General features: G+C 63.6%; 10 protein-coding genes. 1 reads left to right on the forward strand and 9 read right to left on the reverse strand.

All coding sequences use genetic code 11. The annotated features are described in order from the left end of the window. Positions 1-33: 33 nt before the first annotated feature. Positions 34-471 carry a type II 3-dehydroquinate dehydratase gene (gene aroQ / locus GV035_RS00115; protein ID WP_159832535.1) on the reverse strand — a complete coding sequence of 146 codons (438 nt, stop codon included), beginning with the start codon at positions 469-471 and terminating at the stop codon, positions 34-36. Between the two features lie 197 nt (positions 472-668). Here aroQ and GV035_RS00120 point away from each other — a divergent pair, with 197 nt between their 5' ends. Continuing rightward, on the forward strand, positions 669-2234 hold the full coding sequence (locus tag GV035_RS00120; RefSeq protein ID WP_159832536.1) for a sensor domain-containing diguanylate cyclase: 1566 nt from the start codon (positions 669-671) through the stop codon (positions 2232-2234). Between the two features lie 10 nt (positions 2235-2244). Here the strand turns inward: GV035_RS00120 and GV035_RS00125 are convergent, their stop codons facing one another. From GV035_RS00125 to GV035_RS00160, 8 genes are all read right to left on the reverse strand, one after another. Then, positions 2245-5505, reverse strand: a complete 3261-nt coding sequence (locus tag GV035_RS00125; RefSeq protein ID WP_236572359.1) for an ATP-binding protein — start codon at positions 5503-5505, stop codon at positions 2245-2247. 50 nt (positions 5506-5555) lie between these two features. Beyond that, positions 5556-6221 (reverse strand): response regulator transcription factor, encoded by a 666-nt coding sequence (locus GV035_RS00130; RefSeq protein ID WP_236572360.1) that lies wholly within the window; start codon positions 6219-6221, stop codon positions 5556-5558. 211 nt (positions 6222-6432) lie between these two features. Next, positions 6433-6861: a hypothetical protein gene (locus GV035_RS00135; protein ID WP_159832538.1), complete on the reverse strand. Its 429-nt coding sequence runs from the start codon at positions 6859-6861 to the stop codon at positions 6433-6435. A gap of 445 nt (positions 6862-7306) precedes the next feature. After that, complete coding sequence (locus tag GV035_RS00140) at positions 7307-7624, reverse strand: hypothetical protein (protein ID WP_159832539.1); 318 nt, start codon at positions 7622-7624, stop codon at positions 7307-7309. Next, positions 7624-9390 carry a methyltransferase domain-containing protein gene (locus GV035_RS00145; RefSeq protein ID WP_159832540.1) on the reverse strand — a complete coding sequence of 589 codons (1767 nt, stop codon included), beginning with the start codon at positions 9388-9390 and terminating at the stop codon, positions 7624-7626. The genes GV035_RS00140 and GV035_RS00145 overlap by 1 nt, the downstream gene beginning before the upstream one ends. A 7-nt stretch (positions 9391-9397) precedes the next feature. Next, the gene (locus GV035_RS00150) at positions 9398-11284 is read right to left on the reverse strand and encodes a peptide transporter (RefSeq protein ID WP_159832541.1); all 1887 of its coding nucleotides are present in this window, start codon (positions 11282-11284) and stop codon (positions 9398-9400) included. Positions 11285-11351: 67 nt separating this feature from the next. Continuing rightward, on the reverse strand, positions 11352-13109 hold the full coding sequence (locus tag GV035_RS00155; protein ID WP_236572361.1) for a ShlB/FhaC/HecB family hemolysin secretion/activation protein: 1758 nt from the start codon (positions 13107-13109) through the stop codon (positions 11352-11354). A gap of 279 nt (positions 13110-13388) precedes the next feature. Further along, positions 13389-15278, reverse strand: coding sequence for a peptide transporter (locus GV035_RS00160; protein WP_159832542.1), 1890 nt, complete (start codon positions 15276-15278; stop codon positions 13389-13391). Positions 15279-15507 lie beyond the last annotated feature (229 nt).

Genomic DNA, 15507 nt, shown 5'->3' on the forward strand with positions numbered 1-15507 from the left:
GCATGACGACTGAACGCGCGGTGAGACGCGGCATCATCTGATCGCCGATACCGCCGCGCGCAGTCCCAGCAGATAGCTTTCCACGCCGAAGCCGCAGATTTGCCCCTTCACGACTTCGGAGAAGACGGACACGTGCCGGAACGCTTCCCGTGCATGGACGTTCGACATATGCACCTCGATCACGGGCGCGGTCAGAATGGCGAGCGCGTCGCGGATGCCATAGCTGTAATGCGTCCATGCGCCCGCATTGATGATGACCGCGTCGATGTTCTCGGTGAACGCCTGATGGATGCGCGAGCACATCTCGCCTTCGATATTGGTCTGATAGCACTCGACTTCGACGCCCAGCTCCTTGCCGAGCGCGGCGAGTTGCTCGTCGATCTGGGCGAGCGTGGCGGTGCCGTACTGCTTGGGATCGCGCTTGCCGAACATGTTGAGGTTGACGCCGTGCAGCGTCAGGATCTTTGCCATGGTGTGTCCTTGATTGAAAACTAGCGGCTCGGGGATTCGCAGATTCTGAATGCCGGCTCGCGCGATGACAATAGCGCCCGCCGACACGCATTCAGTTTTGCCGCCTGTTGCCGTAAACCCTTGTATGACGGTCCGCGCCGGCCGCCCGCGCTTCACCGAACCCTTCTCCGTTTCTTTCCGGTCCGCCGGTCATCCGCATGTCAGGCTCCTCGTCCTTGCTCGATTCCCTTCTGGCGACGCCGGCAACGGACGACGGGCGCATCACGTCCGGCATGCGCTCCTCCCTGCTCCTGACTCTTCTCGACGACATCCGCCCGCTGTTGCTCGCGGCCGGCTCGACGGCGTTCGTCGCGCTGGTGGCGCTCGTGCGCGTGCATACGCCTTGGACCGTCGCGTGGCTCCTCGCGGACGCGCTGCTGCTCCTTGCGCGCGTGGCGGTCGTGTATCGCTATCGCGCCGCGCGTCGACGGCAAGCGCCACAGCCCGAGCCGTGGGCGCGGCGCTATGCGCCATTCGGGCTCGTCGCCTGCGGCCTGACCGGACTGGGCGCAATGGCCTGCGTCACGTCCGGCGACGCCATGCTCGCCTCGCTCGCCATCATGGTGACGGCGGGGATGCTCGGCGGGATCGCGTCGCGCAACGCGGGCGTGCCGCATCTCGCGGTCTCGCAGATCTGCGCCGGCAGCCTGCCGATTGGCGTAGGCGCGCTCTTCGGCCCCGCTGGTTACTGGATGCTCGTGCCGCCGCTCATCGTCTATATCGCCGCGATGAGCGTCGTCGTGCGCCGCCACTACCGCAACCTCGTCGCGCTGATGACCGCCGAAGAGGAGCACGCCGAACTGGCCGCGCGCTTCGACGCCGCGCTCGCGCACATGCCGCACGGCCTCTGCACGATCGACGCCACAGGCACGGTTGTCATCGCGAATCGAAAGGTGGCCGAACTCTTCGGCGCGACCGCCGACATGCTGCGCCTGGGCGTGCCGCTGCCCGAGTTCATCGGCTATCTGGCGCTCGCGCAGCATGGCGAAGCCGTGCGCGGCAAGCTGACGAGCCGCTGCGCGCAATGGCTGAAGGACGGCCACGCCACGCTCGATGTGGCGCTGCCCGATGGCCGCCAGCTCGAACTGAGCCGCAATCCGGTGCCGGACGCAAGCGCCGTGATCATCGTCGAAAACGTGACGGAGCGCCGCCGCGCGGAAGCGAAGATTCTGCACTGGGCGCATCACGACTCCCTCACCGGCCTGCCGAACCGGCGCTATCTGAGCGACCACGCCGAACGCCTGATGGCCGGCAGCGCGAATCGCGAAAAGGTGATGGTGATGTACGTCGATCTCGACGGCTTCAAGCACGTCAACGATTCGCACGGCCACAACGCGGGCGACGAACTGCTGCGGCACGTCGCGGACCGTCTGCGCAACGCGATGCGGCGCGGCGAACTCGCGGCGCGTCTGGGCGGCGACGAGTTCGCCCTTGTCGCGACCTGCTTCGCGGACGCGGCGAGCATCGCGTTCGCGCGGCGCATCGTGCGCGATCTGTCGCTGCCTTACGAACTGGACGCGGGCATCGTCGTGAAAGTGGACGTGAGCATCGGCATTGCGCTCGCGAAGCCGGGCGAATCGTTCGAGCGCGCGCTCAAGCGGGCCGACATCGCGCTGTACGAAGTGAAGACAACAGCCCGCGGTGAATACCGCTTCTCGGAAGACGACGCGCTCGCGGCCCGTGAGGAACTCGAAGCGGCCGGCGCGCCTGCGCATCGCATGTGACCACGCCTCGCTATCGGCCGTGCGGATCGAGCGCCGCATGCAGCATGTCGCGAAGCTCGATCAGGTCAGCGCGAATGAGCGCGCTGAACGTGTCGACGTCTTCCACCCAGCTTTCCGATTCCCTCAGCAACGCGCGCAGTTCCTGGCACTGGTCGTAGAGCATCGACGGACCGAGCACCGTCAGCCCGCCCGCGAGCTTGTGCGCCCAGCGGCGCAGCTTGCGCGCGTCCTTGTTCTTTGTGATGTCGTCGAGCGCGACGATGTCCTCGTCGATCTGTCCGGCGAGATCGGGCATGTAGGCCGCGGGAATGGGCGGGAAGCGCGGAGGGAGATCGTCGTGCTCCGCTGATTCGCGCTCGTCGCTCTCGTTGCGCGCGTCGGCTTCGTGAACGGCGTTCCCCGCATCCGCGCCGGCCGTCTGCAACACGCCGGCCAGCACTGCGAGCGGAACGGGCTTGGTCAGATAATCGGTGAAGCCGCGCGCGCGACCGCGTTCGACGTCCTGCGCGCTGGCGCTCGCGCTGATCGCGTAGATACGCATGGCGGGATTCAGCGCGCGCGCGGCGACGAGCAACTCCGCGCCGGACATCTTCGGCATGTCCATGTCGGTCAGCACCAAATCCACGCGATGCTTGCGCAACAGATCGAGCGCCTCCTCGCCGTCGTGCGCTTCCAGCACGGACGCGCCGAGCGTCAGGAGCTGATCGCGCAAGAGCCCGCGATTGAGCCGGTTGTCCTCCGCGATCACGACAGTCGGCCCCGTCTTGCGCGCAGCCGGCAGCGCGAGCGCGTCCTGGGCGCCCGGCAGCGACGCCGCGCGTTGCCGTCCCTTGATGGTCGCGATCGCATCCTTGAATCCCTTGAGACTGAAGATGCTCACTTCCAGCACGCCGTCGCCCCAATGCACCGGCACGAGCGGGCCGTCCTGCGTCATGCGGATGACGCGCGCCGGGTCTTTCCACGCGGCCTGAATGTCCTGTTCGGTGAACTCGTCGGTGGCGATCAGATACTCGCAGCCTTCCGCGAGCGCCGGATCGGCATGGTTCAGATAGGTGACGGAACTGCGGTCCGGGTCGTACACATTCTCGAACCATTCGCGATACTCGCTCGCGCGGCACAGAATGGCCGGCTTGCCGTCGAGCCCGGCGGCATCGTCGCTTTTCGCCGATGCGTCCACGGCGAGCGGCAGCGTGACCTGAATGCGCGTGCCGACGCCTTCGGTGCTGTCGAGCGAGATGCGGCCCTTCATCAGCTGGCAAAGCCGCACGCAGATGGACAAGCCGAGCCCCGTTCCGCGCGCCTGCGTGAGACGGTGCGCGTCTCCCTGCATGAACGGCTGAAAGAGCGTCTCGCGCTGCGACGCCGGAATGCCGATGCCCGAATCCGCGACGCTGAGTTCCAGCGCGTCGTTCACCCATCGCGCGCGCACCACGACCTTTCCGGAATACGTGAACTTGAGCGCGTTGCCGAGCAGGTTGTTGACGATCTGCGAGACGCGAATCGGATCGAAGAACAGCTTCGCGGGGCAGGAACGGTCGATCACCACGAAAAGGCGCAAGCCCTGCCGGTTCGCGAGCGGCGCATGGGCGACAATCGCGCGGACGACGAGCTCGCGTACCGAGCTCCATTCCTCCGAAAGCCGCATTTCGCCGATATCCATCTTCGAGAAATCGAGGACATCGTTGACGACCTGCAAGAGCGCGCTCGCCGACGCCTGCATCGCGTGAACGCGGGCTTCCTGTTCGGCGGCGAGCGGTCCGAGCGCGACGAGCTCCAGATTGCCGACGAGCGACGAAAGCGGCGTGCGGATCTCGTGGCTCATCGAGGCGAAAAAGCTGAGCTTGGCTTTCGCGGCGGCGTCGCTGCTTTCCTTCGCGTCGCGCAGCAGCCGTTCCACTTCGCGGTGCTCGGTGATGTCGGCGATCGCGCAGAACAGCACGTCGGTTTTGTTGACGACCGCCGACGCGTACGACACCTTCAGATGCAGCGTCCCGGCATCCGGTTTGTCGAGCGTGTAGTGAAGCTGCCGGATGGTCGCGTCGGGGCCCTCTTTCGCCGGCGCGATGCCGTGCGCGCGAAACGCTTCGCAGAGACCGGCCGGCAGGCGCATGGACGCGTCGGTCAGATCGAACAGCGAGCGCGCGACCTGATTGGCCGCGATCACATGCAGGTCTTCCTTCAGCGCGATGCACAGACCCACGGGCGTCGCATGCACGAGCAGGTGATTGAGTATCTCGCCTTCGACCGCGCGGCACGCCTGCTCGTACGAGCGCGTGAGGAAGCGGAAATTCCAGTAGCGGTACATCGCGAGCAGCATGGCGATGAGCGCCCCGGTGACGGTCGTCAGAATGGACAACTGGATGCGCTTCGAGGACAGTTCGGTCGCGACCGGCAGCCCCACGACGATATGCCCGATGCCTAGCGCGAGCGTGTCGAGCCGTGCGCCCCAGCCGTGACCGGGCGTCCAATGGAACACGCCCGGTTGCGCTTTCGCGAGCTGCGCGTTGATGGTTCGCACATAAACCGTGTCGTCGCCGGCCAGCACGTGATTCCCGTCGTCCATGATGGCCATCTGCGATTCCATCGATATCGGCGTCGCGGCCTCCAGCGCCCCCTGAAGCGAGACGCGCGTGTACACGAGTCCGAAAGGCTCGTTGTTTCGCGCGACCACCATGAACATGATGACCGTCGGCGTCGCGAATCCGATCGACGCCGGCGCGATGAACCACATGACGCGCCGGGCGCGGGCGGCGTCGAGCGGCGCGATGCCGCGCGTGCGCATGAAGATTTTCGCCAGATCCGTGAGTGCGGACAGCCTCTCGGGCGGCGCGACCTTGTTGTCGGTGCCCTCGAAAAACGCGAAACCGTGGGACGCACTACCGTCGAACCTCGCGTACTGCAGGATGGGCGGCGTGCTTTCCTCGGGGATCATCTGACGCGCTGCCTCGCATGCGGCGGAGAGCGCCTCGTCCTCCGGGCCCGATGGATACGCCTGGCACTGGGGCTTGCCTCGCGGCTCCGGCACGCTGTTTTCCGGAGGCAGCGCGCCCACTTCCAGCAGCAGGCTGCCCGGCGTGAGCATGTTGTATCGGCTGAATACGCTGACGTTCACGCCGCGCATGGCCGTCTGCGCGAACTCGGCCTCGGTCTTCAACGTCGAGTTCAACATGAAGAACGCGGTGGCCGTCGCGCCGCACAGCGCCGCGAAGATCAGCAACCCCACGGCAATCGCGAAGATGCGCCGCTCGCGCTTCAGGTTGCTTTCGAGCATCCGCAGCATTTGCAGAGGGGAATTCTGCGATGCGGCGAAAAAACGCTCCATCAGGCTAACCCTGTTTTCGCGGCGTATTTGACGAGGTCCACGTGATTCTCGACATGCAGCTTGCGCATGGCGGAGCGTTTCTGGGTCGCGACCGTCGGCACCGAGCGGTTGAGCGTGCGCGCGATCTCTGTGACCGAGAGCCCCTGCGCGAAGAGGCGCACCACTTCCAGCTCGCGCGGCGAAAGCGGCTGTTCGCGGGCGAGGTCTTTTGTCGTGGACCCTTCCCGCGCGAGACGATGCTGGATCTTCGGCGAGAAGATCGTTTCCTTCGTGGAAAGCGCGCGCATGCTGATCTGCGCCAGTTCGCTCGCGGGCTCTTCCTTGCTCACGATAGCGGCGACGCCGAGCTTGCAGAGCTCATGGAACATGCCGCCGCTCGTCATCATGGTGAGCACGACGAGCGGAATATCCGGATACGAGCGGCGCAGCTTGCTCACGAGCCGCAAGCCATCGAGTTCGACTTCCTCGTCGCCCTGCATCACGAGATCGGTAATGATGAGATCGGCAGGCGCTTTGTCGAGCACGCGGATCAGTTCCGCGCCGGAGTTCACCGTGCCGGTGATCGTGAAGCCGGGAAGCTTGGAGAACTGGTCGGACACGGCCAGAAGAACGATGGGGTGGTCATCGGCCAGCACCACGCGGATGGGACCCGTGTGTCCCTTCATGAGCACACCGTTGCCGGCGTGTTGGACAGGTGCTTCGAGAAACGAAATGGACTCGCTGCCCGGCGCGATTGGAGCAACAGACGAACCGACTGTTTCATCATCACGTCTCCCCAGCGGGCAGAGATGCCCTGTAGTTATTTTAGGATAAGGGCATTCGCATTGAAAGACGGGGGACGGCGCGTGCGCAAGCGCGGTCTGGTCCGATGGGACGCTATTCATTCCTGTCTTCACAGTGGGCTCCAGGGGTCAGGCAGCCGAGGCGCAGGCGCCGGCCGCCGCTACGGCACAGGCGGCAACGCGGCTCGATACAGTCGCATTGTTCGCTGTTCGCAAGGGGGCGTTCATCGTCCTGCGGCGCGGGCTCAATCAGGCGACAGAGCGGCATCGACGTAACATGTGACTTTCCGCGTTTTTTGTACTTCCGGCTCTCGGCTAACAGCATGCCGGTAATCACGAGCATCGCCACGATGAACACGACTGCAATCGTTATATTTAATATGGACTCCGACATACCCACGCACAGCACCGCGAGTATGACGAACGACATGGCGAAGAACGCGGGCACCAGGAACGTCGACGCGATTCCCACTGCTTCACAACACTTGCGAAAGGCCTGGCTGATCGAATCTGAAACGAACATGTGAGCACCTGTCTAGGAATGCGGCTGGCAGCCGGTGAGGCGGCCGCTTCGCCTATGCGGTGCGTCTGCGAATGAACGGAGCCATCGCCGACACGCTGCATACATGGCTCGCGTCCATCCCCTGTAGCATCAATCCCATGACTCTAGTCAAACGTTGTCGCGCGATATATCGAACAATGTCGATAACGTGCAGCAACGAGGCAGACGCACTGTTTCGCTCGTCGAGCCGTTTTCTCCAGCAAAAAAAAACCGCCCGGGTAAGGCGGCGAACGGGGTCGAACAAGAACCGGAGGTCCGGGCGGGATGACTCCCTTGTGATTGAACGCGCCATGCATTGCACGCGCGGGCAAGCTTTCCCGGACATCGCAGGTCGCTTACATTTTCACGCGCCCGCAGCCTCGCGCGATATAGACGGATTTCGATTCGTTGACACAGGCTCGCCGGTTCAGCGCAACGACATGCCGAACCAAAGAAAAGCCATCACGCCGAGCGCGAGCCCCATCAATCGGCCGATGAAGAGGGCGTCGATGTCCGGCTCCGAGGCGAACATCGAGCGGCTCGCGCGGCGGCGCTCCGTTCTCAACGCGGGCCGCGCCACGACGATGCACGTCGCCGCCGCAATCACGATCAACGCGCGCTGTGGCGCCGCACAGCCGCTGCACGAGTCTCGCAACACGTTCGACGCGGCGAGCAGCACGCCCAATGCAAGCACGAAGCTGCCGATGAACGTCACGAACACCTGGCGCGGCGAAGGGCGTTTCATCACGCGCTTGCGGCCGGGGCCTGCATCGCCCGTTGATATCGCAAGTGGCCGCCGATGCGCGCGACGACTTCCGCCCAGTCGCCACCGAAGCGGCGGCGAAAGAGGCGCATGCTCGGATACCACGGACTGTCTTCCCGCGTGTAATGCCAGCGCCAGTCGCCGTAGGCGGGCAACATCAGCCACACCGGCTTGCCCATGGCGCCCGCGACGTGCGCGACCGACGTATCCACGGTCAGCACGAGGTCCAGTGCCGCGATGGCGCTCGCCGTTTCCGCCATCGTATTGAGGCGTGCGCCCACGTCGTGGAAATTGGCGCGCTCGGTTGCGTACCGTGCCGCTTCGTCGGCGCCCGCGCCCTTTTGCAGACTGAAGAATTCGATACCGTCCATCCCGAGCAGATCGTTCAGCACGGCAAGCGACGGCAGCGAGCGGTGGCCATCGTTCTCGTGCGTCGGGTTGCCCTTGAATACGACGCCGACCTTCAGCTTGCCCGGCGCGACATCGGGCAGCTTCGACGCAACGGCTGCGGGCGCGCGCAGATAAGGCACCGCGCGCGGCAGCGCGTCGAGTTCGAGCGGCATATGCGCCGGTATGGCGTGCGGAAACACCCAGTAGTCGATGCCCGTCATGTTCGCGGCGTGCTGCGCATTGACGACATCGCCCGCGCCGAGCGACGCCTCGTAAAGTTCGACGAGCGGCGCCTGACACACGACGACCACACGCTTCGCGCCGCACTTCTCGCGGAAGATCTTCGAAAAGCGCAGGAAAAAGATCTCGTCCCCCAGGCCGAACTCGCTCCAGATGGCGATCGACTTGCCGCTCAACGATTCGCCCTTCCACTGCGGCACGTTTTGCGGGGGCTCCATGGTGGTGCGGCGCTTCCATCCCAACGGCGCCATCAGCGTTTCCCGCAACGCGAAGCCTTCGTTCAGCTTGCCGCGCGCGATCAGATGCAACGCCTCGTAAAGACGCGGCAAATGCTCGCCCGGCAATCGCTCGACGCACTGCTTCCAGATGGCGTCGGCGAGTTCGGGCGCATCCCAGCGCAGGAACTGCATCATCGCGCGGTGATAGATGTCGAAGCGATACGGATACTGACGCACCGCCGCCTGCGCCGCGGCGATGGCGTCCGCCGCGTTGTGCGCGTGTTCCATCGCATGCTTCATCTCATGCGCTGTTGGCACGGCGCGCTTGCGCAGCACGAGTTCGATCACGCACTCGGCGTTGCTGTCGGCGGTCTGGTCGGCGTCCGCTCTCGCGGCGTTGAAGCTGTCGCGCACGAGCGCGATGCGCTCGCAGTCCGCCACGTGCGACATCGCCTGTACGAGTTCCAGCACGTTCACCGAGCGCGGGAGCGTCTTCTCGGCCTTGTAAATGGTGAAGCTCACCTTGTGCGCGCCGTTGAAGCGGCTCGGCCACACGCCCTTGCCGTAAAGGTCTTCGTCCGGCACGGTGACGACCACATGACCGCCCGGCTTGACGAGATCGAGCCATCGCGCGAGCGCCTTGTGCGGATTCTGCTGGCGGGCGAGCACATGGCTCGCGTGCACGAAATCGAATCCCGCGTCGCTCGCGCCGTCCATCGAGGCGAGATCGCCCTTGTCAGCGGCCCACGACGTGACCTTGCCCATGCGCGGAAAGACGTGTGCATGAGACGAAAGCGGATCATCCGTTACGCCGATATCGAGGCCGTCGCCCACGAAATAGTGCTGGACGAATGCGGGTTCATGCGAACGGCGCTGGCTTGCTTTGCTGGTTTCCTTCATGTTTGCCTCACTTCGCAGCGACAGCCGCAGCCGCCCCAGTCGCCACAGTCGCCGCCCGAGCGGCACACAAGTCCTTCAAGAGCGCCTGAATGCGCTCGCCCAAAATCTCCGGCCGGCCCTTGAAAATGAGCTTCTCGATGGCTTTCTTGCCCGCGAGCGTGCGCGACAGATCACGCCGCTCGCTCTCGTTCGCGATGAGACGCAGCGCCGCCGCCTTGTACTCGTCGTTGGTCTTCGCGACCATCCACTCGGGGAAACCGAGACGGCGGAACATGCCTTCGTCGATATGCTCGTGCACTTCCCGCCCGGTCTTGCATACGCCGACCAGACCTGCCCACACCGTATCGACGATGCCGTTCGTGTTGCCGAACGGGAACGGATTGAGGAACATGTCGCATCCGGCAATCACGTTCATGTAGTTCGCGTAGTCCTGATGCTTGTGGACCACGGCCTTCTCGCCCATCAGGCGGCGCACGAGATTGCGCACCTGCGGGAAAGTGAGGCCCGTCGCCTGTCCGACGAGGAAGTGAAACTCCACGGGCACCGGCGCTTCATGCGCAATGTCGGCGCACATCTGCAAGAAGCCCGGATTGAGCTTGATGGTCGTGCCCGCCACCGCGATCTTCACGGGATCGGCCTTGAGGCGCTTGCGCTTGGGCAAGTCGAGCTCGAGCATTGCCGCGGGCGGACGATACGGCATGCCGTCCGACGGCAGCTTGAGCAGCTTCTCGCTGAAGCAGGCATCGTCGCCGACATAGTCTTCTTCGACGACCACGTAGTCCATCGCGTGACCGTGCGTGGTGGCCGGATGACCGAGCGCCATCATCTGAAGCGGCGCGACGCGCAGGCACGCGAGCACCATCGTGATCGGGAACATGCCGACGCTCGGCATATACATGGCCTGAGCGCCACGCGCTTCGCTGACATCGCGCACCTGGCGCGCGTGGTCCCACAGGTCCGCGCCGTCGAGTGCGATGAATTCGTCAAAGACGTCGCGGCCCGCTTCATCGACGCGGCCTTCATAACCCATGCCGATCAGATGGAACTTGTCGCGCATCGCGACCATCGTTTGCGAATGCGTGCGATAGATCGAGTGATTCTTCGAGAACCATTCGAGCACCACCAGAAGCACCGGCTTTTCGCCTTTCTTCACCGCTTGCGCGCGGCGCTCGACATCGTGAATGCCGAGGCTCGCGAGATTGCGGTGAATCAGCGTGTTGATCGGTTTCTTGATGTCGTGCTTGCCCGGCAGGTCCGCATAGCTGCAATGCATGTACATGTCGTGCAGCACGCCGACCGGCAACGCGTCGATGCTTTCGATCTGGTCCAGCTTGTCCGGCAGCCAGCGCAGCAGCATTTCGCGCTTCTGATGCGCGGCAGGCGTGCCGAGAAAGCGCGACGACATGATGGTCGTCGCGAGGCTCGCGGTGGCGACCTTGTCGTGATTCCAGAGCACGTCCCAGTCGAGCCGCACTTCGGACTCGGGCGTATAGAACAATTGGAACTTGCGCATGTCGCCGGCGCGCAGTTGCACGGAGTGGCGCGCCTCTTCGTCGAGACCGAGCGAACGCAGAATGTGATCGGCGTTGCGGAACGGGCTCGCGGCGAACAGGCCCGCGAGCCAGCGTTGAAACACCTGCGTCTGACGGATGCCGACTTCCGAGAATCGAAAATCCGGATCGCTCATCAGCGCCGTGATGGCCGAGGTGATGCGCGTCAGCAGGTGATCGTCCATGATATTGCTTGCTTCGCCGGACTGCGCCCAGCTGTCGACGTCCATCAGAAGGCCGTAGTTGGCGTCGATTCGTGCGAGCAACTTCAAGAGCTCGCGGCCGGCGGCTTCCTTCTCACGACGATAGCAAAGGTACTCGAATTTATTGATGCTGAATTGCATGGTGCTGTGTCCCGGTTGTTGCAGCAAATGGGGTTGATCGCCGGCATCGCCTAAGCGGGTCGCGAGCTCAATGGCTCCAGGTGACGGAGAGCCAGTACTGCGTCGGCTTCTTGCCGGGCTCGACCCATGAGCTTTCGGAGAAGCGATACGGCCTCGAAACGGACGCGGACACCGTTGCGCCGATCGGCGTCAGCCAGTCGACGCTCACGCCATAGCCCGCGAGCACGCGGTTGTTGGTCACGCCGTCGACGCCGGGATAGGTGTTCTCCCAGCGGTCCCAAGGCGAATGGTTCACGCGTCCATAGGCGAAGTCGTTGAAAAGGCCCAACTGGATTTGATGGCCCGTGGCGACCGGAATGCGTTGATACAGGCCCACGTTGGCGACAAAGCCTTCATCGGCCGAACCTTCGTCGGCGCGGTAGGCGCGCACGGCATCCGGACCGCCGAGCGAGAGCTTCTCGCTCGCATCGAGATTGCGGCTCGCAAGCTGACCGGTGAAGCGGCCCGAGACAAAGAAGTTGCCGCTCTTCGAGAGCGCATACGTGCCGAACGCGGTGCTGCTCAACTTCGCGTAGTTGCCCGCGCGCTGCGTGATCGGGTCCGACGGGTCATCGTTGCGTTGATGTCCGAGCGTCAGCGCGATCTGCCCTGCCGCGAGATCGGTGCGCAGCGCGCGGGCGCGTTCGCCGTTATCCGCGGTCAATGAAAGTTGCAGCGAATCGAGCTTGCTGTGCGTAGTCTCGTGGTAATCCGTGAGGTCCGTCGAAGTCTGACTGTGCAGCAGCGACACACCGCCCCACACATTCGCGTCGAGTCCACGGGCGAACGGATACTGCACGCCGGCTTGTCCGGTCGTCGCCACGCCCCTGACCGGCGTCCCTGCGTTGATGAAGTACTGCTGACGCGTGACGCCGCCGGTCATGCGCAGGCCGTCGTCGAAAATCGGCGCGCTGCCGGTCAACGCGCCCGTCCACATCTTCTTGTCCGTGCTCGTGATGGTGAACGCATAGGCGTCGCCGGCATGGAACAGATTGTTCGCCGATGCCGTCACGCCCGCGCGATACGTACCCGTCGACTCGACACCCTTGTTGTCGAGAATCAGGTCCGCACGGACGGGCTTGCCTTGCTGTGCGATGTTGAACACGACATCGACGTCTCCCGTGGCCGCGCCCGGCGAGAAGCGCGGTGCGCCATCGAGCGCGACGCCCGGCAGGTCTTGCAGCAACTGCGTCGCGCGTTCGAGCCGCGACGTGCGCAGCAGGCACACGCCGCTCACGCCTTCGCTGCCGCACAGCGCATGGGTGACGAGCCGTTGCAGGCGCGCATCCGCGACGCGCGACTTGTTGTTGACGACGATCTTGCGAATGCGCCCCGGAAACACCGTGAACTGCACCTGCCCGCCCTTCTGCGCCGCGCGCCAGTCGGCATCCGTCATCAACACCTGACCGAGCGGAAAGCCGCCCTGACGCAGCGCCGTCGTGAGCACGTCGGACCAGTGATCGACTTCCTTGAGCGAATGCGGCGCATCTCCCAGCTTCCTGATATCCGCGTCGAGCATTTGCTTGACGAGGAGCGCATCCGCGCCTTCGGCGGGAACCACCTTCACGCTTGCGCGCGCTTCGTGCGCTTCTTGCGCTTCGTTCATTTGATGCGACTCGCTCGCGGCTGCATCCTGCGTGGCGGGCATCGCCTTCTGCACGATCGCCTCTGCATCCGTGACTTCCGATGCCACCGCGCGCTCGGCGCCCGTCACGCCGACCAGCACGACCGATCCGACACACACCATGCGGCGGACCGCTGCCGCAATCTCATTCATCTTCAACATTGCACGTATCCTTGCTATGAACCCGAACGCTGGAACGTCGCGCCTGGTTCATCGACCTTTGTTCGCGTATCGTCCTCAGAACAAAGGTTAAGGATTCGCTTGTCCGATCCGAATAGAACAAGTTCTAAAGTGCCTTCCAGCAAGCAAGAAACGCTGTGTTTCGATGCGTGCGTTTCGCTTTTCGAGCACGCTCGGACCCCGAATGCGGACCGCCAATGCAGAGAGCCCGGCACGATGGCCGGGCTCTCGACAGATGAGACGTGTCAGCGCGCTGGATGCTTATGCGATAGCCTCGGCAGGCTCCGCGTTCTCCGACTCGGCCTTGACGCTCGTCGCGCTTCGCAGCTGCTCTTGCCAGAGCGCCTGCATGCGTTCACCGAGAATCTCCGGCCGCCCCTTGAAAATGAGCTTTTCGATGGCCTGCGGTCCTGCCAGCTTCGCGGCGAGTTCGTTGCGTTCGTCGGCGTTTTCGATCAGGCGCAGCGCCGACGCCTTGTACTCGTCGTTCGTCTTCGTGACCATCCATTCCGGGAAGCCGAGACGGCGGAACATGCCTTCGTCGATATGCTCGTGCACTTCGCGCCCCGTCTTGCACACGCCGACGAGTCCCGCCCACACGGTATCCACGATGCCGTTCGTATTGCCGAACGGGAACGGATTGAGGAACAGATTGCAACCGGCGATCACCTTCATGTAGCTGTGGTAGTTCTGGTGCTTGTGCACGGTCGCCTTGTCGCCCATCAGGCGGCGCACGAGATTGCGCACCTGCGGGAAGATGAGACCGTTGGCCTGCCCCATCAGGAAGTGGAAATGCACCGGCACCTTGGACTCACGCGCAATCTCCGCGCACGTGTTCAGAAAGCCCGGATTCTGCTTGATGGTGGTGCCGGCGACAGCGATCTTCACCACGCCATCCGACGGCTGCTTCGGCGGCAATTCGAGCTCCAGCAGCGCAGCGGGCGCGCGGTACGGCATGCCGTCCGAGGGCAGCTTCAGCAGCGTCTCGCTGAAGCAGGCTTCATCGCCGACATAATCTTCTTCCACGACGACATAGTCCATTGCATGACCGTGCGTCGTCGCCGGATGACCGAGCGCCATCAATTGCAGCGGCGCCACACGCAGACAGGCGAGCACCATGGTGATCGGGAACATGCCGACGCTCGGCATGTACATCATCTGCGCATTGCGCTCTTCACTCGTCCGGCGAACATGCTTGGCGACCTCCCAGACATTGCCGCCTTGCAGCGGAATGAATTCGTGAAACACAGCCTTTCCTGCATCGTCGACACGGCCATCGAAGCCCATGCCGACGATATGAAACTTTTCGCGCATCGCAACGATGGTCTGCGAATGCGTGCGGTAGATCGAATGATTCTTCGAGAACCACTCGAGCACGACGAGCAGCACGGGCTTCTCGCCCTTCTTGACGGCTTGCGCGCGGCGCTCGACGTCATGGATGCCGAGACTCGCGAGCTTGCGGCGCACGAGTGCGTTGATCGGCTTCTTGATGTCGTGCTTGCCCGGATAGTCCGCGTAGCTGCAATGCATGTACATGTCGTGGAAGACGCCCATCGGCAGCACATCGAGGCTTTCGACTTCGGCGAGGCGCTCGGGCAGCCAGCGCAGCAGGAATTCGCGTTTGGCGTGCGCGGAAGGCGTCGCGAGAAAGCGCGACGACATGATCGTCGTGGCCATGCTGGCCGTCATCACCTTGTCGTGCTTCCAGAGCAGGTCCCAGTCGAGGCGCACTTCCGATTCCGGCAGATAGAAGAGCTGGAACTTGCGGAATTCCGCGTTGCGCAATTCGAGCGAGTTGCGCGATTCCTCATTGACGCTGAACGAGCGGAGGACGTGGTCCGCGTTGCGGAACGAGCTTGCGGCGAACAGCGCGGCGAGCCATCGCTGAAACAGCATCAGTTTGCCGATGCCGTGATCGGAAATGGTGAATTTCGGATCCGAGGCCAGCGCGGTGATCGCGGAGGCGAGGCGCGTGAGCAGATGATCGTCCATGATGTCGCGCGCTTCCACCGACTGCGCCCACGTATCGATGTCCATGAGAACGCCGTAGTTCTGATCGATCTTGTTGAGCAGCTCGAGCAGCATGCGGCCCGCCTTTTCGTATTCGCGGCGATAGCAGTGGTGTTCGAACTTTGCGATGCTGAATTTCATGTTTCGGTTCCTGGTCGATTGTTTCAACGCGCCGCTGACTGACGTTTCGTTGCTGCTCGTATTCGCTCTGGCGCTGACGAATAGAAGATTAAGGTTTCGACGGAAGCTGACGAATAGAAGAAGTTCTAATTTGCTCTGTGCGAATGTCGCGAGCACGCACGAAAAAGCCCGGCGCGAAGGCCGGGCTTGAAATTGCGTCTGTATCAGACACACGACGAGCGTGCTAGCT

This window comes from Burkholderia sp. 8Y, assembly GCF_902506145.1.
GTDB lineage: Bacteria > Pseudomonadota > Gammaproteobacteria > Burkholderiales > Burkholderiaceae > Caballeronia.

Bases quoted from the DNA above. Each gene is read 5' to 3' on its own strand.
- aroQ (WP_159832535.1), bottom strand. From the start codon at position 471: ATGGCAAAGATCCTGACGCTGCACGGCGTCAACCTCAACATGTTCGGC.
- GV035_RS00160 (WP_159832542.1), bottom strand. From the start codon at position 15,278: ATGAAATTCAGCATCGCAAAGTTCGAACACCACTGCTATCGCCGCGAA.
- GV035_RS00145 (WP_159832540.1), bottom strand. From the start codon at position 9,390: ATGAAGGAAACCAGCAAAGCAAGCCAGCGCCGTTCGCATGAACCCGCA.
- GV035_RS00135 (WP_159832538.1), bottom strand. From the start codon at position 6,861: ATGTTCGTTTCAGATTCGATCAGCCAGGCCTTTCGCAAGTGTTGTGAA.
- GV035_RS00120 (WP_159832536.1), top strand. From the start codon at position 669: ATGTCAGGCTCCTCGTCCTTGCTCGATTCCCTTCTGGCGACGCCGGCA.
- GV035_RS00130 (WP_236572360.1), bottom strand. From the start codon at position 6,221: ATGAAGGGACACACGGGTCCCATCCGCGTGGTGCTGGCCGATGACCAC.
- GV035_RS00125 (WP_236572359.1), bottom strand. From the start codon at position 5,505: ATGCTCGAAAGCAACCTGAAGCGCGAGCGGCGCATCTTCGCGATTGCC.
- GV035_RS00140 (WP_159832539.1), bottom strand. From the start codon at position 7,624: ATGAAACGCCCTTCGCCGCGCCAGGTGTTCGTGACGTTCATCGGCAGC.
- GV035_RS00150 (WP_159832541.1), bottom strand. From the start codon at position 11,284: ATGCAATTCAGCATCAATAAATTCGAGTACCTTTGCTATCGTCGTGAG.
- GV035_RS00155 (WP_236572361.1), bottom strand. From the start codon at position 13,109: ATGTTGAAGATGAATGAGATTGCGGCAGCGGTCCGCCGCATGGTGTGT.